At 59.0% G+C, this 18,425-nt stretch carries 13 protein-coding genes and 1 pseudogene; 7 read left to right on the plus strand and 7 right to left on the minus strand.

Translation table 11 applies throughout. The features are described 5' to 3' along the window. The first annotated feature begins 467 nt into the window (after positions 1-467). Together C5O79_RS32595 and C5O79_RS32600 are read left to right on the plus strand one after the other, a co-directional pair. Positions 468-1,997, plus strand: coding sequence for a serine/threonine-protein kinase (locus C5O79_RS32595; protein ID WP_131932066.1), 1,530 nt, complete (start codon positions 468-470; stop codon positions 1,995-1,997). A gap of 284 nt (positions 1,998-2,281) precedes the next feature. After that, positions 2,282-2,782, plus strand: a complete 501-nt coding sequence (locus C5O79_RS32600) for a hypothetical protein (protein ID WP_131932068.1) — start codon at positions 2,282-2,284, stop codon at positions 2,780-2,782. A gap of 312 nt (positions 2,783-3,094) precedes the next feature. Here the strand turns inward: C5O79_RS32600 and C5O79_RS32605 are convergent, their stop codons facing one another. Continuing rightward, positions 3,095-3,667 (minus strand): HAD domain-containing protein, encoded by a 573-nt coding sequence (locus tag C5O79_RS32605; RefSeq protein ID WP_131932071.1) that lies wholly within the window; start codon positions 3,665-3,667, stop codon positions 3,095-3,097. A 465-nt stretch (positions 3,668-4,132) separates the two neighbouring features. Continuing rightward, positions 4,133-4,549, minus strand: coding sequence for a DUF6088 family protein (locus C5O79_RS38705; RefSeq protein ID WP_131932073.1), 417 nt, complete (start codon positions 4,547-4,549; stop codon positions 4,133-4,135). Here C5O79_RS38705 and C5O79_RS38280 point away from each other — a divergent pair. From C5O79_RS38280 to C5O79_RS32620, 3 genes are all read left to right on the plus strand, one after another. Further along, complete coding sequence (locus C5O79_RS38280; RefSeq protein ID WP_165935654.1) at positions 4,494-4,763, plus strand: hypothetical protein; 270 nt, start codon at positions 4,494-4,496, stop codon at positions 4,761-4,763. The genes C5O79_RS38705 and C5O79_RS38280 overlap by 56 nt on opposite strands. Positions 4,764-5,471: 708 nt before the next feature. After that, on the plus strand, positions 5,472-5,813 hold the full coding sequence (locus C5O79_RS32615) for a helix-turn-helix transcriptional regulator (RefSeq protein ID WP_131932075.1): 342 nt from the start codon (positions 5,472-5,474) through the stop codon (positions 5,811-5,813). Between the two features lie 532 nt (positions 5,814-6,345). Beyond that, complete coding sequence (locus C5O79_RS32620) at positions 6,346-8,400, plus strand: hypothetical protein (RefSeq protein WP_131932077.1); 2,055 nt, start codon at positions 6,346-6,348, stop codon at positions 8,398-8,400. 163 nt (positions 8,401-8,563) lie between these two features. Here C5O79_RS32620 and C5O79_RS32625 read toward each other — a convergent pair whose 3' ends face one another. From C5O79_RS32625 to zorA, 4 genes are read right to left on the minus strand one after another with little or no spacing between them, the layout of a single operon-like run. Further along, a complete protein-coding gene (locus tag C5O79_RS32625; RefSeq protein WP_131932079.1) occupies positions 8,564-12,325 on the minus strand; it encodes an SNF2-related protein in 3,762 nt (1,253 codons plus the stop codon). Positions 12,326-12,332: 7 nt separating this feature from the next. Continuing rightward, on the minus strand, positions 12,333-14,021 hold the full coding sequence (locus C5O79_RS32630) for an EH signature domain-containing protein (protein WP_131932081.1): 1,689 nt from the start codon (positions 14,019-14,021) through the stop codon (positions 12,333-12,335). Then, positions 14,018-14,728, minus strand: coding sequence for an OmpA family protein (locus C5O79_RS32635; protein ID WP_131932083.1), 711 nt, complete (start codon positions 14,726-14,728; stop codon positions 14,018-14,020). The genes C5O79_RS32630 and C5O79_RS32635 overlap by 4 nt, the downstream gene beginning before the upstream one ends. Positions 14,729-14,731: 3 nt before the next feature. After that, positions 14,732-16,756, minus strand: coding sequence for an anti-phage ZorAB system protein ZorA (gene zorA / locus C5O79_RS32640; RefSeq protein ID WP_131932085.1), 2,025 nt, complete (start codon positions 16,754-16,756; stop codon positions 14,732-14,734). Positions 16,757-17,395: 639 nt separating this feature from the next. Between zorA and C5O79_RS32645 the strand changes: the two genes are divergently transcribed. Both C5O79_RS32645 and C5O79_RS38285 read left to right on the plus strand, forming a co-directional pair. Then, positions 17,396-17,770 carry a hypothetical protein gene (locus C5O79_RS32645; protein WP_047852178.1) on the plus strand — a complete coding sequence of 125 codons (375 nt, stop codon included), beginning with the start codon at positions 17,396-17,398 and terminating at the stop codon, positions 17,768-17,770. A 3-nt stretch (positions 17,771-17,773) separates the two neighbouring features. Beyond that, positions 17,774-18,118, plus strand: coding sequence for a hypothetical protein (locus tag C5O79_RS38285; protein WP_047852179.1), 345 nt, complete (start codon positions 17,774-17,776; stop codon positions 18,116-18,118). 150 nt (positions 18,119-18,268) lie between these two features. Here the strand turns inward: C5O79_RS38285 and C5O79_RS32650 are convergent. Then, positions 18,269-18,425 (minus strand): annotated as a pseudogene (locus C5O79_RS32650) (dienelactone hydrolase family protein); the annotation flags it as partial.

The raw sequence follows: 18,425 nt of genomic DNA on the forward strand, positions 1-18,425 counted from the left end.
TGAGGCCGCCCATCCAAGCAGAAACGACTCAGTCCATCCTTGACCCCGTGCTCACAAACTCGACGAGAACGAATTCCTTGTCGTCGGCAGGGATGAATTCCATCCAGCCGGCAACGAACGCGGCGACCGAGCGACTGAGGCAACGCATCAACGATTGTCCTTGCCTAGCGTCTTCACCTTTGCAGAGAAGAGCCATTTGGTCGATGGTTCCAATGGCGTCAACCTGCGTGGCGCTGCGAAGGTGAGCAGCAAAGTAGTCGACTATGCATGTGGCCGCGTCGCAATTGAACTCGCTCAATAATTCCGCAAGCTCATCGGGGACACGTATACAAGTTGAAAGCGCGCCGACAGTGCAGCGAGTTAGAGCGCGTGCAACGCAACCACTCGCAATGACTGAAAAGCAGACGTCACAGTTGTGTTAGCTTAAGCAAAGCTAACGTATCGTGTACCAACGACCCGAGTGACACATGGCACAGAAATACGGCGAACGATGGGAGACCGTCGGCCAATTGGGCCAAGGCGGCCAGAGTGAGGTATTCAAGGTCCGTGACTTGTACAACCTCGACGCACCATTTGCTGCGCTAAAGCGTGTTAAAAATCCGAAACGTCACGCACGATTCGCTACCGAAGTTGAGGCCATTAAGCGGCTGGACCACCCCCACATCATCAAATTACTTGACCATTCCGCGCTCGACCACGACGCCTCAGGACCATCGAAACAGTATCTCGTAATGCCTATCGCCGACGGTGGTGATTTGGAAGCGTGCGTCAGCCGATATAAGGACAATCTCGACGGCACACTAATTGTCGCCCGACAACTCACCGCCGCGCTTCGCTCGGCGCACGACGCAGGCGTGATTCACAGAGATGTCAAGCCGAAGAACATCTTGTTTGCGGGGATGGGCAATGACGTATGGCTTGCGGACTTCGGTATCGCGTTACTTGGTGAGCAAGAACGCTTAACCGAGCATGGCGAGGTCGCTGGGCCCTGGGCATTCATGGCGCCCGAGCTAGAGGATGGCGGTCCGCTCGAAGTAACCCCGTCAGTCGACGTGTATTCGTTAGGCAAAGTCATCTATTACATGCTCACGGGCGGCGCGAAATTGCCACGAGAGCGGTTGGCAGACCCGTCCTTCGCACGGCAGCTAAAATCAGGGGGACGATTCGATTTGGTGCGAAGCTTACTAGGTCGCATGATTTGCACGCTTCCCAATCGAATAAGAGACATGCGAACACTCGACTTGGAGCTGGCTCGCATCCAAGATTGGGACCAAGTGGTCGCCGCAGCCCCCATCTTGCCGTCAGCAACCGAAAAGCTAGCCCGACTGCGGAGCGCCGTAGAAGAAGACACTAGACGCTTGGCCGACAACCGAGACAAAAGAGCGCACGAGCAGGCGTTGCACTTAGAGGTCCGGGCGCAGGTCGGTGATTGGTTTCGTCGCGAGCTGGTCAAAATAGGCGCCGCGTTTCCCGTCGAGGGCGCTCTGACAGCCGCAGTGCAAGATGCAGAGGAGCCACGCCGAGGCGTTTACGGCTATTACCTCGCATCAAACGGCGTCGAATTGGCAGTTGGACATCTCGATAGCCAGAGGAACAGGACGTTCGCTCTCCAGTTCTTGATATGCCAAAACATTCAAGATGTGGTGGTCGACGACGACCGTCGTCCGTACATTCCGAACGATAGGTACATTGGCGTCTTGGCGTGCTTGTCTCTCCGCTTCGACCGCCATCCTATGTCTGGCTCGCCGACGTCGTCGACCTGTTTCCTTGGGCCATCAGGCACATTGAAGGTCATCGCGACATCAGACAAGGATGAACCCTTTCGCGTTGACCAAGCGATTCGCGCGAATCAGAATCCGTTGGACGTTATGTTCATGCGGTTCCGTACTTCAGAATGGCCTTCCGTTGAGTCGCAACTACGGCCCTTCGTCGAGCGAGCTTTCGATACTTTTCTCGACGCCATGGAGCGCAATCGGAACAGTACGGCACTAAGGTAGCGTTGCGACCTAAGCCCAATCCACATGACACTCGAACTCGGCGACACATTCGCCGTTGGCGGACGTCACTCATACCGGAAAATGGGCGCCATTGGAGGACGCGTTAGCGCTGACGGTCGACCGAAACGGATTTGTGAGCTCCGTCCTGGTCCCGATTGACGAAGACCTCCGCAAGTGGACCTACCATGGGCGGTCCGCAGACGAGTTCATGCACAACGTTGTCGAATCGCTCTGGCGTAAGCAGTGCCCCGCGCGACGCGCCAGCTTAGGCAAGGAGTCGTTACATGCCACTGACATCCACACAAGTCGGCGTCATCGGAGAAAATCTCCTGGTCAACGCCGTCATGAAGGCAAGCGATGGCCGCCTTTCGCCATTCAGGCCGATAGCGGACGATGACGGACTCGACGTGCTGTTTTTCGACAAAGAGACTGGGAGTTCAGTCGCAATGCAACTCAAGTGTCGCACCGTCACCACTCGCAAGCGCCGCTCCGACGAGAGAGGGAACGTCGCGTACTTTCAAGTCCGAAAAGCGACGTTCAACGAAGCGCGGCGGGCATACTTGCTTGCAGCGCTTTTCAACCCGCAGCTCTCGGAATTCGTGACCACATGGCTCGTACCAATGGAAGAACTACGTCACATAGCAAGGGACGCATCCGACAAGTGGGTCATCCAACCGAGCAAGGCGGAGGACAGCGCCGACAAATACACTCGCTTTCGGTGCCAAACGGCGGAGCAACTCGCGCAAAAAATTGTCAACGTATGCGAGGCTATGGCGCGCTGTTGAGTTGGGATTTCTCGCGTGGCCATCACGTAGCCTCGCCCGTCTCTTTCATACACGGGTGCCAGCGGGAGCATCGGTCGTGGCGGCAGCGCCTCTCGAACGTCATTTAGCGCGGAAGCACGGCAGCGTGCAACAAGGTTCCACACGGAGGCCGACCATCTCGGGTAGTCGGCCACGACGGCTTCGTCACCGACGCCATTGAGCAACTGTTCCTCGAGACGCACTCGATAATCGGCAAACGCGCCATCACGTATTCGGCCAATATCCGCTGCCGCAATGACTCGGCGCCCCGACTCGCGACCACCGGGCCACAATTCAACCGTGACTTTCAGCACCATCCCCTCCAAACACCTTTTTTAACTTTGCTTTGAGTTCCGCAAGCACGTGCGGCTCGCCGATGCCGAGCAGAGGGTCTGTGCGCACAAGTTGTTCGCGGCACCATGCGGGCCAATGCAGATAATCGTCGTCGAGCGCGAGCCACGCGGACGGTTTGCGGCGCAGGACGTCGCCCCATACCTGCATGCCCCTCGGTGCCTGCGCAAACTCGGCGGCATCCATCCTCGAGTGGTACGTGGCTCCAATCACCCTTACCCGCAAACCAGGTGTCAGCCTGTGCGACACGCGGTGGATACTCCCGCGATAGCGACGCACCCACGATGTCGAAAGGACAATGTGAACATCGCAGTACGACGCGAGCAGTTCTTCAAGAAGTTCACAGTGCTCAAAAAGTCGGTGACCCGGGGAGTCCTGCAAAGTTGGACCACGCCTGTGAAGCAAAAATACATTCTCTGGATGCAGCACCCCGTCGAAATCGAGAAAGAGTACATGCCCGCCTGGGCGTCGCGGACGCGGTATCTCGTACGTCGGCCCCGCAAATTCATTTAGCATCGCCTATCGCCGTCTGTCTGAAGAGCCGCTTGCCAAGCCTCCAACACGCGACGGGCAGTGGTAATGACGTCGTCGCCAATCACATACGCTGCGGGTGGGAGCTGCGCAATCAATTGAGCCGTTCGTGCGCTGGCGTAAGCGAAACTTCCTTCGCATAGAATGTCAATTCGAAAGGTGGCCACTAGCCGAGTGCCCGCAGCTGCACGGCGGGAAGTCTCATGAACAAAAATCGTGAAGCGCTCCGACACCGGGTATGGGCCACGCGGTGTCGGATAGGCGAGCGCCCGTAGAGCGCGCTGCGACGTCAAACCGCCCGATTCGATGGAAGTGCCGTCGCACACCACGAACAAGGTATCGCCACTGCAGTCACCCAGATACACAGCGACGTCCGTCTGCACGGCAGCGCTATGTTGCGATATACCCCGGGCATCGCACATGGCTAGTCCTCTCGCGTCTCGATTCGTCTCATGGCGTGTCCTGATTACCGCGCTCGTACACGACTCTCCTGCTACCAACCTGAATCCGCCGGCTGATACGTCGTCGGCCAGTGGTGACGACTGCCGCCATCGGTATTTGCGTGGACGTACCACCGTTGTACTCTCTCGCGAGCTTTCCCGGACCGACGGAAATGCCCAGCTTTTTGAAAGCCTCCGCAGCTATTGACTCGAACGTTGCGGCCGGCGCGGGACGGCCTGTATATCGATTTATGCGGGTTTTGGCATATATGCCATGGCCTACTCGTATCAGTTGTCCAGTCGCGACCAGCTTGGCTAGCACACGGGTCAGCTGCGATTGGCTTCCCAGTCCCGACACCTCCGAGCGAAGAATGACGACGCTCTTGCGCCGGCGGATGGAGCGCACGACACGAGTCTCCAGTGTCATCTTCGCCAGTAGCCCGGCACATTGCCGGATGAAGCCAATCGCAAAGAAGTCTCCCGATTGCTGCGTCGACTTGCATCCCGCAGAACGCGACCAGTACCAAACGAGCGACGCTTCAAAGCGGGTCTCCCCGCCGCATACGGAGCATGATGTCCGCGACCGCGGGTTGATGGTCTCTACTAGCCAGATGGAGCAGCACAGCAAGGCCGATTTCTGAAGCAGAATGAGATGGGTCCACGCGCATTCGCGCAATTTTTACCGCCCGCTGGCCAGTGGCAACAGCCTCCCCACGTACTCGCCCTACCGAGTCAACAGATACTGTGAACCGACCGGCCGCATTTTGCACAGACGCTCGCTCCCGCTCCACGAGGCAGGTCACATGCGCTACGCGGCCCCGTTGTGTAGTCGGCACAGGCCTATTTGCTATCACGGGACCGTCCTCCGATATGAGTTGTGCGCTCTCATATCGGTGTAAAGCGTGATATGCGTCAGCCCAAATGTCTGGAACGCCGCTGTGCTGTATGCACCGGGTGTACAGCTCTTGCGTCCATCGCAGGTCTGAGCCGAAACGGCCAACGCACACGGCAATGGCGATATCCTCGTCCTGCCTGAATCGCGCCGGTTCTACTACATAAGCCAACATCACCACTGCTCCTGTTACATCGCGTCCCGTTGACGGCAGCCTGTCTCGGTGTCACACGATTGCACGCCATTCCTAGCAGGCGTCGGCACCAAACACGTTCTGCACCAGCAGCAAACCCGGGGCCACCTATAAGTCGGTAACCCTGCGCAGGGAGGACATGCGCTCTCTGCGACCCGGGTGGCCGATGGGTGCCCAGTCTAAGGCGGAAAACATGCAATGTAAAGATTGGCAGTTTATAAACTGCCACTTTAAATAGGGTAGATTCACAGCTGGCGATGGGCGATGCTCCTGTCGCATATGGAAGACACCACAACACCTCACCAAAAGGCTGCCCGGCTGCGGCTCGGTGCGAATCTAAAATTGTTACGCGGGAAGCTGGGCATCTCGCAAGAGGTGCTCGCTGACCGCGTGGGGTTGCACCGGAATCACGTCGGGCAGATTGAGCGGGGCTTGGCGAACGTAACTCTGGACACTCTGGTGTCGCTCGCCAATGCGCTCGGCGTTCACGAGTCTCAACTGCTCCTAGAACCTACCGAGCGCCCTGTATCCATCAAGACCGGCCGCAAGAAGAAAGCCGACGCAGGCGGCCAGACCACGGGCGACCGCAATAAGCCGAAAACTTAACGCCTCGGTTATCCGGTTGATGCTGGCGCGGTGTCTTAAACGCGTCCGCTCAAAAAATCGTACTCGTGGTGGCAGAGCCAAGAGTGCTGCCTCGTCGCAGGATGGCTGTACCGACTCGGTCGCGGAACGACGTCCATGACGCTCGCAGCCACGCCTCGACGGCGCCCTGACACCAACGCAAAAGCTCGTGGTCAAGGAGCCCGGCCTCCCGAGCGCGGCCATCTGTCAGGCCACGCCCATCCGCGTTGTGTGCGTGACTCCGAATCCGCACATGTTGGGCAGGGCTTGAACCGCTCTCCCCTTCCTCCCTCTTTTCGCCTAAAACAGCCTGTTCATCCGACGTCGCTATATGCCTTTGGAACGCTGCGACGCTTTGGCCATCGCTGATGGACGTCGCAACGCTCCGCGCGCCGCGGGACGCTGCGAAACACATAACGGCAGTGCTCCTGCATTTTACGAACCAGATACAGTACGTCCGCATTCGCGCGTTGCCTTGCTGGGCGAGACTTGCATGGGATTTAGCCGTTAGAAAATGCTTAACGAAGCCGTTATTCCGGCGCGGACGGTCGCCGTGACCGCGCCCTTTCACCATCCTGACCTGACTGTCGGTAATCCCGGCTCCGAATCGCACGAGCACAGACACGTCCGACTGACATACGGGGAGTTCGAGCATCACGTGCGGAAGCTTCTTGCCGCGGACGGTTGGTCGGCTCAGCGGGTTGCCAATATTATTTCCGCCCTGCACGGCTGGATGAAAGTGCTCGGAGTCAGCGCAAAGGACACTGTCGCCGAAGAGCTGAGCACCCGCTTTGCACAGGCATTCAGACGGTATGAGGACGAGATTGCCACGCAGCTCTCAAGCCGTACCCAAAAAGACCGCCAGGAGCAGTTGCACAAGCTGAAGCAACTGTATGACGCCGTGTCCATTGACGACGTGCTTCCGGCCGTCTTCAGTGACGCATTGGGTTTCGCCGTTGAACGCAGCGGAGAAACCCTCGCCCAGATAGGTCGACTATCCGGAATCTACCCTCAAGTCCTCGGCCGGTGGATACAGGGACACGAGATTCCACAATACCAATCCATCTTCGCGAAGATTCCCGGGCTTGAGCAAGCTTTGGGACTGCCTCCGAACACTTTGCTTAACCGGTTACCGCAGCGGCGTCGCGAACGATACGAACGCCGAGCTGCCGAGGCGGCTGCCCCGAGAAAGGATAAGTCACCCAAAGCGAAGCGCGGCGAGAAAGCCATATGTCACATTCGGCCGACTGCCCGCCTGAAGGCTCAATGGGAGGAACTGATTAGGTTCAAGACTGACACGACCCGCGACGGCGCGACAGCTCGAAACAGTTGGCGTCTCAAGTCCGTCGAAAGCAGTGGATTTCGTATTATTTGGGCGAATGTCTGCGATGGTTCGGTGTGCGCTACAGCAGGAGTGCATTGGAGCGTCTTTGCACCGTTCCTCGGCTTCATCACAACGCATTCGGTTCGCGGGCGCACTGTGCCACTCGAGCATGCAGATACGCTTGCCTGGCTGACATCGACTGTCCACATCAAGTCGTTTGTCCAGTTTCTTCGCATGCGGGCCAATAACGTCACGCATCATGGTGTGATAACGCTGTTGAGCAACGCCCGGTCCCATCTGCGACCGAGTACGGGTTTCCTGTGGCTGCACTCCGAACTAGCCGACGACCTCTGCCTCGCCGGCGACAAGCGTGCGCATGATATTGCAGCTCACGACAATCCTGAGCAGGCGTGGCGCACCCACTGTGAGGAGGCTTATCGCGAATTGCTTCAGCTGGAAAAGTCGCTTGCCGCACAGTCCCCCGTGCGTTGTGTCCGCAGCCCTGCACGACGCATTGAGTCGATACTGGCAAGCGATTTTCCACTAAAAAGTCTGGTGAAGATGGTGCGCGACCTGGAAGCAGACGAACCACCGCAGGCGCACCATCGGGACTACGTTGCGTGGATTCGCGACGTCTTGCTCTGCAAGATGCTAGTCAGCAATCCATTGCGGGTCGGCCAGTTCAGCGTGATGCGGTTTCGGGGCGACCGCCCGAACCTCTATCAAAGTAGCGATGGAGGCTGGCGTCTGCGGTTTGACCCGAGTGACTTCAAGAACGAAAAGGGTGCAGCGTTCGAGGAATATGATGCAGCCGTGGAACCGTCCGTCTGGCCCTGGATTCGCCGCTATCTGTCTGAAGCACGAGCGCATCTACTCGGTACCGACACGGACTATCTCTTCTTGCCGGGCGTCGAAGGGCCAAACCGGGGAGCCGGTTATGCTGCCATCGACATTGAGCCGTGCGGCAACTGGATTGCAGACGGCCTATCCGCACGGGTGAAAGTTGTAACCGCTCGGTACGCACCTGACACGGATGGCTTTGGGCCACACGCGTTCAGACATATTGTTGCCACGGACCACCTGAAACGCCATCCGCAGGATTACATGACGGTCGCCCAACTGTTGCACGATAAACTGGCGACCGTGATGAAAGCCTACGCTCACCTGAAGGTGGATGACGGATTGAGAACTCTGCACGCCGGCGTCGCGCAAGCAGCACGCGAACTAGACGGTTACGGAATGTGATGCTGATGCTGGCCCGCCATTACGGCGTCCACCCTACTCTGGTCGACGCCGTTCATTTTGCACCGCGGGTTGAAATAACCGACGCCAAGTCGACAGTCGGCCAAGTTGCAGCATAAGCGGCGAACATGAATAGGCAGGGCCCCGCTCTCACGGTGCATTTTCCTTATATCACTGGCTCACCTGAATTCCACTCGACAAACAGCATCCGTTCGACTTCAAGCATTGTCACCCTATGCCTGTCGAGCAGCTCACCAAGATGCTTCTGGTCCAGCAACTCAACGCAGTTCAACGTGGCATTCTCTTGCGCCTGCCGGTTAAAGAACTGGTTCGTGATGCAGACCTTCTCGAAAGTCACACCGGGATGTCGACGACGATAGAACGCCTCTCCGGCCACGACTTCCTTGACGGCTTCCCATCCCAGCCTGATTCCTTCGGTCCCGCTCGTCTTGGCCTGGATAAGCTGCCCTCGATGACCGTCAATGGCGACAACGTCGACGCCATTGTCACTTGTTCCAGGCGTGCGATAGCAGTCATAGCCACGCTTGCTCCAAAGCGCTCCCACAAGACATTCAAAGTGCTGCCATCCCATACGAAGCGCCATATCGAGAGTAATGCGCTCATCAATCGAGGCGCTCTGCGAGTCGGGGACGACATCCGCGATGTTAAAGTCCGCGGGCGCCACATCGCCCGCTCCGTTCAGCATGTCTTCTGCCAGCCCCCGTTTGTAGCCCAGCAACTGGTCAAGCTTGACGTCGAAAGTCGTGAAGTCGGGCGCATGAACAACGGGATAGTAGACATAGACCGGCTTCTTCTGGTTGATGCGGTACGCCCGGTCAGTGGCCTGGTCTTCCTTGGCGGGGTTCCAGGTTCGTGAGTAGTGGATGACATGGTTTGCAGCCTGGATATTGACACCAAACCCGACAGCAACGGGCGAAAGCACCAAGACACCAAACCCGGGCGAGTCCTGAAAGGACTTGATTCTCTTCTGGCGACTGGCGACGTGACTCGACGACGCGCTGGTATCCCCATTGATGATGTCCGGACGCAACCCGAATTCGGCCTCGATATAGTGTTGCAGAAGACGCTGAATTTCACGGAACTCGCAGAAGACTATTGCCTTCTCGCCCTTGGCCTTGATTTCATGAAGCTGCCTGAGGAGCCAGTCGAGTTTGGGTGACTTTGCGCGATACGCGCTCGGGGACTCCGGCTTGAATACGCTCAGTCCATACGGCCGCGGGTCCGTGCATACCAGCCTCAGATAATGCAGCAGCCCGAGGTGGTTCTTGAACGGCGTCGTATGGTTCGGCTCATTGCGCTTCTTGAAACTATCTACAGCGTTGGCGTACAGGTTGCGCTGGATACCCGAAATCGGCAGTTGCCGACAGTCTTCCACCACGATTTTGGGTGGCAGTCCTGTGTCCACTTGCGTCTTGAGGCGCCGGAGAATCTGCGGCGAGATGCGCGCCCGCAATTCTTCGACGCGTGCCTTTTCCTCCTCGGTCCTGGCTTCAATCGGTTTTCTGTACCGCTGTCCAAAATCGTTGAGAGCACCGAGCAGACCAGGTTGAACATAGTCGAACAGGCACCACATGTCAGCCAACGTGTTCTCGACCGGCGTTCCCGTACAGGCAATCTTGAATGCGACATTCTGTTTCTTGGCAGCGCGCGTCACCATTGCGGCAGGATTCTTGATGCGCTGTGCTTCGTCACACACCATCAACGACCACTTCTGCGCAGCGAAGGAGAATTCAAGGTCGCGCAGCGTTTCATACGTTGTCAGGACCACCTTGGCATCGCCGACCCAGTCCGGTTTCAGAAACTTGACGAGACCATCCTCGGTTTGCAGACGCTGGTCAATCTGAACACGTGGTACCCGAAGTCCGGTGAGGCCCTCGCCGTAGGCCGTCAGAAGTGGCAGTGCACCGGGTTCAAAAAACTTGTTCGCCTCCTCTGCCCAGTTTTCGAGCAGTGAAACGGGAGCGACAACCAGCATGGGGTCCATATCGGGCTCCCGCTCCAGCAGCCACGCCATCAGCGCAAGCAGCTGAAACGTCTTGCCCAGCCCCATGTCGTCTGCGAGGATTGCTCCCCGGACCTGGTAGTCGGTCTGCAGACTGAACAGATGCTGCATCCACGCGAGGCCCTCCTGCTGGTGCGGCAGCAGGGCGAACTCTGGACGGATGCTCGTGGGGAGCTTCGGTTGCGCGGGCACAGCCTGCAGCGCCTCGCGGCGCATCTCCTCATACTCGAGCGCCTGGATATTGGCCCGCAACACCAACTGCTTCTTTGGCCTTCGCTCCTCGCGTCGCTCGCGTTGGCCACGCTCCGGGTCAAATGGCTTATCAGAACCCACCGCAGAGAAGACTTCCTCGAACGTTGTGACAATCTCATTCGCATCAGCCAGCGAAATTGGGTCCTTCAGCCACGGGACATCCAACTCGGCTGAACCCTTCGCCTCAGCGGCCTGCACGTCCTTCCTGAGCTTTTCGATGGCTGGTTTGCTGGTAGGAACTGCGACCGGTTCGCCTCCATCTTTCGGTTGGTAGACCACGACCGGCAGGACATTGTCAGGAAACCACCCCTCCCCCTCATTCTTCTTCGCGATGTACGCCGAGTGGTAAGGCTTTTCAACACCGATGGACTCGATGCGTGCTGAATAGCCGCTCAGGTCATGTACCTGGGCATAGGACACAAGGGTCGGCGGCGTCTGACGCTGCGCGAGTGCCGCCGTCAGGTCCTTTAAATGCTGCTCGGCATCCCCCTGCACAACTAGGTCGTAGCCCTGCCACGCGAGGAGCTGATGACCAAGCGCCAGCGCCCTTGAGAGTGCCTTGACGAAAGCTGATAGCTCGTCGTCATTGAGCCAAGGGCTCTCCGAGGCAGTCGGACCGCTTGCTACAGCTGTTTCGATGAGCAGACCAACCCGCACCGGATATCCCGCGGCGTCGCGCTCGAATACCGGCACGAAACGCTCGTAGTCAAGACCAGCATCCTCACGCGCCTGCTCAAACTGCGCCTCTTCGATTACGTCGACAGCGTCCGCGCCCAGCGCGGCATAGGGATTCAGTAGGAATGCCTGGGCTCGCGAACCGGCCACACGCCGCCCGGGCAGCCGTTTGATTTCCCGCAGCACGGTCCGCACTTTCGGTGTGACCAGAACCTGAACGATACCCTCTGGGGTGACGATGTCATACCGGTCACGAATCTCTCGCGCGCGGTCGAAGGCGTCAAGCCAGTCCGAAGGAGCCCCGTCGAAACCCGGCTCAATTTCAACAACGTGGTCATCGGACACATTGACCGAACGCCTCAGCCCGATATGAAGTTTCTCCGGACTCACCACCACCGACCGGTAAAGGAAATCATCAAGTCGTGCACCAGCTTCAAGTGCTAGCTTGCGGATTCGTCCCCAACCCTGGCGATTGACCACATCGGTACGTTCGTCTTCGCTGCGCCGTGAGAACGCAACCACTGCCTTGAAAAGGTCCCACTGGGCGGGGCGCATGAGCGCCTCCGCAGGTCCGTCAGCCATGACCGGGCCGGTGAATGCACCGCGAAATTCGCCCCCTTCGTCGGAATGCCATCCATCCAGTGCAATAGCAAAGTCGCGGTCGGACAACGAATGACTGCTTCGAAGGGCGGGGCGGGTCTCAGTGAATGAGGGAAGTCGAAGAATCTCGCGCAAAGGCGCATAGTCCGACCGCTCAAGAGCCCCGTACAGCGAATCCCAGTCCAGCAGAAATCCATCGTCTGTTTGCCCGGCGAGGCCATCATCAGCCAGTTGCGTGAGATAGCCCTCGACCAGGCTCCCCTCAACATTCACACCGTCCGCGGCCAGATGACGGGTCAGGACTACTCCCGCCGGCGACCAGACTCTTCCCCACGACGTCACGTCGGGTTCTTTTGCTCTCTTGAATAGCTTGAACACGGTTGACCTATCTCCACCATCCCTTGCCCGGCTTGGCGCGGAAGCCCCAGCGCGTCAGCACCTGATTGACCATTTCGTCGCTACTGAAGCCGCGGACCCAAAGGTTGCCTCCCATGGATGTCTTGTCGTCGACTTCCAGTCCATGTATCGCAGCGAACCGTCGGAGCGCGACGTTCGAATAGGATTCGGATGTCGTGCCGCTCCGATTTGATGGTGAGCCCCCAACCCCACGCTTTGCGGAAGACAAAGACTGCGAAGGTTGCGAAGTTCTATCGTTGCTGCGTGGCGCCGGAGTCGATGGAAGAATGCCAAACTCCTTGCGCAACGTCGCATCGAACATGTCTTCCCATCGGTTCCAGTTGTGAATGCCGTCTTGGTGCTTCAGCCAGAGGATGCTCTTGCCCTTTTGCTTCAACGAGTTCCTGCCGTCCGTGGCAAGTCTGAGTACCTGGGTCGTATCAAATGGAACTGAGCGACCCGCGTCGTAGCCATAAAGCGCATTGCCAAGACTGCTGAATTCCACCGCGACCAGGTTCCCCATCCGCATGATGAAGGCGTTGTTTGTGCCGGATGCATCCAACTCGCAGATAAGCCCCGTCATTTTCTTGCGCAGCGTGACGAAGTCCTGCTCCCTCGAGTTGCGTGCGAACGAACCCAGTGCAAATTCGATGTGGTCGATGGCCTTGACGTATCGTTTCCAGAACTCCATCCGCCGCGGGTCGCCAAGTCCATCCTCCGCAAGCTTAGTGAAAAATGTCTCGATGAATTCGAGCTTGAGCCACTCCGCTACCATTGAACGCGCCGCCGGCGCAACGCCTCCCCAGCGGGTCGCATTCGACGGCAGCCACGGATTGCCCCACCAGGCAACAGCGTGGTCACGAAGGCCGTGATGCAACGCAGTACCGGGCACTTGCGCATAGCGGTCAAGGACCAGAATCATTCCGCGGTCACGCAGCACTTCGTTGTTGGCCAGCAGGCCGAGCAACCGGGGCAGAAGACGCTGGAATTCACCGTGACGCAGTTTCGTGGCGCCTTCCACCTGTGCAAGTACCAGCTGTCGCAAAAACCAGGACCCCTTCCCGATTGCAAGCTGTTCGCACAGGTTGTCAATGCACGACGCGTCGCCTTGCAGCAAAGCGCTCACATAGGGTGCGCAAGGCGCCTCGCCGAACAGCTGCCTGTTTTCGACAGCGGTGTCGACCCACTCCGGGGTCGGCCCGCCGTCGCGAATATCGCGGTTGTGGTCATGAAGATAGTCACGCAATACACCCCAGTTTTTTCGTCCGACGGAAGGCACTTCGGGCGCATCTGCGTCATAGGTGAAGTAGCACTTGACCAGCCCCTGGTAGCATCGCCTGTATGCACTCGGCTTGGGCTTGTACGCATCGACGCTGTCCAGGACGCCTTGCAATCGGGGGCGGTCCTCCATCACACACTGTCCGCGCGGATGATGGGGCAGGCAAAGACTCCACGACAGCAGATAGGCATCGCGGAAGGTGGTCACTTCCTGGCTGTCCCAGTAGCGCCGGACGGCGTCGAGCTGATGGTCTTCCGGAGGCGCCCTGCCACCTCCTGATTTCGAGCGCGCCTTCATCGCCACCAACAGGGCATCGATGCCACCGCCCGACGTCATTGTTTTGGCGCCTTCACCGAGCGATGGTCGTAGCAGGGACGCCAGATGGTCAAGTGCACTCATCGCAGTGCGCAGTCGCCGAAGTTGCCTGTTTGCGCAGGTACTGGTGGGCGCTGCTCGCCGACACTAAGAAACTCGAGACGCATCTCAACGCGGCGGCTCTCCTCGTCCGTGTCTTTGGAGTCGTTGAATGAGTACCCGCCGACCAGAAACAGGTTTCGTACATTCTCCTTCTGGTCCTCGTTGAGCAGGCTCGCACCACCAGTTGCGAACATGCTGCATAACACCCGTTCGCTACGCTGCAGGCTGAGATTCAGGTTGCTGAGATACGTGCCTGTCCTGTCCGTGTAGCCTTCGACGACCACCCGCTTCAGGACGCGCTTGCCGAGGTCGTCATTCGCGAGCGTCAGGATTTCGGGAACAAACTGGCGCAGCACTTCTTCCTGCTCGGGCGCCAGATTGGACTTCCCGAACGCGAAGCGTGCGCGGTCACCAAAGTCGATAACGTGTCGGTCGCGGTCCACCTTGATACCGCTATACTGCTTCGCGGCGCTTTGAAACCGGTCGAGGATAAGCTCAATGTCTTTGCGGTGCTGCTCCTCGCGCTTTTCCTTCTCGGTCACATTCTTGGTCACAGCAAGCAACGCCACGCCCATGACGACGAGAAAGAGCACCATCAGTGCGGTCATCAGGTCGGCAAATGATATCCAGAACGGCTTTTCTGCCTCATCGCGGCCACCGCGCTTGACGACTATCCGGGCTCCGAGCATCGCTTACTTCCTCACCGGTGCGAGCGTTCCCATTGACGCGAGCGTCAACTCGAGCTCACCCACTGCGGACGAAAGCAGTCCGACCGCCGACGTGAGTTTCGTGTGGAATTCGGTATTTGCCTTGTCGAGCGTGCGCTTGACCTCTGTCGCAAAGGAAGTATGCGCCTCCCCGAGAACCCGGCTGACGCCGGCAAGGTACTCATCGGCCTGCACTTGTGCCGCTCCAAGACGACTTGCGGAACTCTCGATACGACTGAGAATATCGCCGGTCAGCGTCGCTTCCTTCCGGGCGGCGTCGACCGTTGCGCGTAGTTCGGTAACCAGCTGACTGATAGCGTCACGGTGAGCGCGGTAATCTCTCAACAGTTCCTGGATTGCCCCAGCCCCACTCGTCAGGCTGCCTGACGTCTCGGCCAGCTTTGCTGACACGCTGGCTGCCTGCCCCATGACGCCCGAAACGCGTTCGCCCGCCGCCGCAAAATTGCGCGATGCCGTACCCAGTACCTCGGCGCCTGCGTTCATTCGGTCCACGGATGATGTCGTGGCCTGAGTTAGGGCGGCAACACTCTGGGCCATCTGGGTAGTCGCGGCGCCGAGCTCCCTGACAACCGAATCGACCGACTCGGACATCGTTGCGACCGCACCCGTGGCGCGTTCGGCCATGGCACTCTCCCGCGCCCGGTTGTTCTCAAATACTTCCTTCTGCGCCCCGCTGAGCGTCGCCAGCATCTCGCTGACCTGGGTGCCGAGTGTTTCCAGCGTCGTCTGCAGCTTCTGACTTGTCTCCGACTGGGAAGTCGCAACGAGCTCGCGAATCTGCTCGACAAATGCGGCCGACTGGGCGTTTATCGCTTCCTGCCGCGATTCCATCTTCTCAATTGCCTCCGCCATCCGCTGTGCCATTGTGTCAGTCGAACGCTGACTTGAAGCCTCAATGTTTGCAACTAGCGTGTGCAATGTGCCCACGGCCTCCTGAATGCTCCGCGCGGTCTGCTGGTTGAGTTCGTTGAGACCAGAAATCTGGCCGCCAAACAGGTCATTCAGCCGCTGACTGAAGCTCGCCATCACATCCTGCAGCATGCGCATGGCGCTCTCACTCTGGTCACCACTGGCGCTTTTCACGGTGGCGGCGATTTCTTCGAGCGGTCCCTTGAGACCCTGCTGGATACTTTCGGCAATCGCGTTGCCCAACGCGACGTTGTTCTGGCGGGCCGCCTCCGCTGCCAGCGTCTGTTGCTCTCTGCCTGCGGCTATCTGTGCGCCGGTCAGTTCCCGCAGCAGTTCGCCCAGTTCCTTGACGAGCGCGTCCTTCAGGATTTTCGACTGGCTCGCCGATTCTTCCGACGCCTTGACCAGCCGTGAGAGGTATTCCTCGCCTGCCCCGGCTTCGAAGCATGCGTCAATCGCGTGCGCAATTTCCTCGGTCCGCCGGTAGAGCGATGCGAGGAGGAGCTTCTCAACAAACGTGACAACCATCGCAGCAGCAATCGCGGATGCCGAGACGAGGAACGCCTCGCCGACCGAATGCATAAGTGACTCGAGACTGCTTCTCACGGTTGCTGCGTTCTCACTTACCTGAAACGCACGGAGACCCTCAATCAGCCCACTGAAGGTACCGATAATGCCGATGCCTGTGAAAATCCCTGGGACATGCTTGAAGAACTCCGTACGCAGGCGGCTGTCGACCACTACTTGGTGGTTGAAATAAAGCTCGGCGGGTACGGTGGCGCGAACGGCCTGGACGACCATTTGCCCCTCTCGCTCCTCGCGCTGGCGATGCAATGATTCGTCATACTCTTTCCAGAGGTGCGCCAGTCTCCGGTCACTGGCAAACACCGCCTTGAACTGGGACGGATAGTTTGTGGTTTCGAACTTTGCGATGCGCTTCTGGACATTCCTCAGGCGGAACCAGTGACTCGCGGCCGGCACGAGAAAAACGCCGATGAAAATTATGACGAGTGCGGCGAGTACCGCGCTGGTGACCAGCACCGGAGTAGGTACTGCAACCACGAATGCCTGGAAATTCACTTCGGTCTCCCCTCAGCGAGGAATCAACTTATTGTTTCGTGCTGCACTGCCTTTCTGAGCTGGTCAGGGAGCGATGCACGCCTGCAGCGCATGCACGCTCGGGCGCCGATTGCGGCCCCGCAGAAAGCAGAATCGGCACCTTTTACGGCCTAATAAGATATTACAAAATATTCGTCGGCAAAACCGGGAAAAGAGCGGACAAAACGGGGTAATCCGCGTCCGCATAACTTAAAAGCCAACTTAATCTGACCCCAGTAAAACGCGGGGCCCGGCTGTCTCTCAGGAGTCGGACCTGCATTACCTTCAACCAGGCGAGGTCAAGTGACTCTGCTCGTAGCGCCAGTGCGGAAGGGGCGAATCTGAGTATTCACTGCTACCCCGACCTGCTATGCTGAAAATCGTGTAGCAGCCGCGCAGCGCGGCGTGACAGGGGTTCCCGGGCATCTGCCGCGAATCCCTGATTCGCCACCAAATGCGAAAGCCGCTGTTTCGAAAGAAACAGCGGCTTTTTCATTTGCATCGTCCAATGCGCCGGTTCCGCTTCCACAAGCCAACCTTCGCGCCACCTCGGTCGTGCATCAACAGTGCCCCGCTTCGCAGGCACAATGACGCCGTCTCGCACACGGCCGACGTCACCCGATGATCCCGACCACTCTCGACAAAACATGGCGCACCGCCGCTCTCGCACTCGCAGCCGCGGTGCTTTGCTATGCCGCCGCCGGTGCGCCGACGCTCTCACGCCTGCTCGACCCCGCCGTGATCGGCGAAGGTCTCGCCCTCAAGCCGATCACCTATCACTGGGTCAATCACGTCGACCGCGCGATCCCTGAGGCCGACCTGTTCGCCAGCCGCTTCTACGTGCTGGTGCTGGCCTCACTCAACGCACTGGCCGCGCTGATTGCACTTGATGCCGATCGCAGCCGCAGGCGCTTCGCGTTCGTGCTCGGCTGGGCCTTCGTCATGCTGATCGTGTTCGTCAACGCGCAGATCCAGGCGTTCTACAACGTGGGCTGACCGATGAAGCGGCGCATCACGATCGTCATCGCCACGCTGTTCACGCTGATCGGGCTCGTGTCCGTCGCCGGCACGTTCGCCAACCTGTCGACGCGCGACCAGTTGCACCGCCTGCTGAGCTATGACTACATGAGCTTCGCGGACAGCCTCGTCGAACACGACCTAGGCGATTTCGCCAACATTTTCTACGTCGGCGTAACGCTGATGCTCGTCGGCGGCACGCTCTTCATCCGGATCGAGCGCACACGCACGGCCGCCCGCATCGTCACGTCGCTGCTGTTCGCGCTGCTCGCCTTCAGCCTCGTCTACGCGTGCCTGAATCCGCGCGTCGGCATACTGCCGCCCTGACCGGGCGCGACTCGCTCGGCCGGCCCCGCCGCGCAAGGCTACGCCGCCACCGAACTGCGCGGCTCTCGCGCCGCCTGCACCCCCCCCCCCCCCCCCCCCATCAACCCCGCCTCGCCACCCCCCCCCCCACCCCCCCCCCCCTCCCCCCGCGCCGACCGGGCGCGAGATCGGCGTGATCGGCGTGTCCGGCGGATTCGCATGCACGAAATGATGCGTGTAGAAGCGCTTGAGCTCGTCGTAGCCGACGCCGCCCGTCAGCGTCGGAATATGGTTGACGTACGGTTCGGCAACCATCGTCGCCATCGTG

This window comes from Burkholderia sp. SRS-25 (genome assembly GCF_004343765.1).
Taxonomy (GTDB): Bacteria; Pseudomonadota; Gammaproteobacteria; order Burkholderiales; family Burkholderiaceae; genus Burkholderia; species Burkholderia contaminans.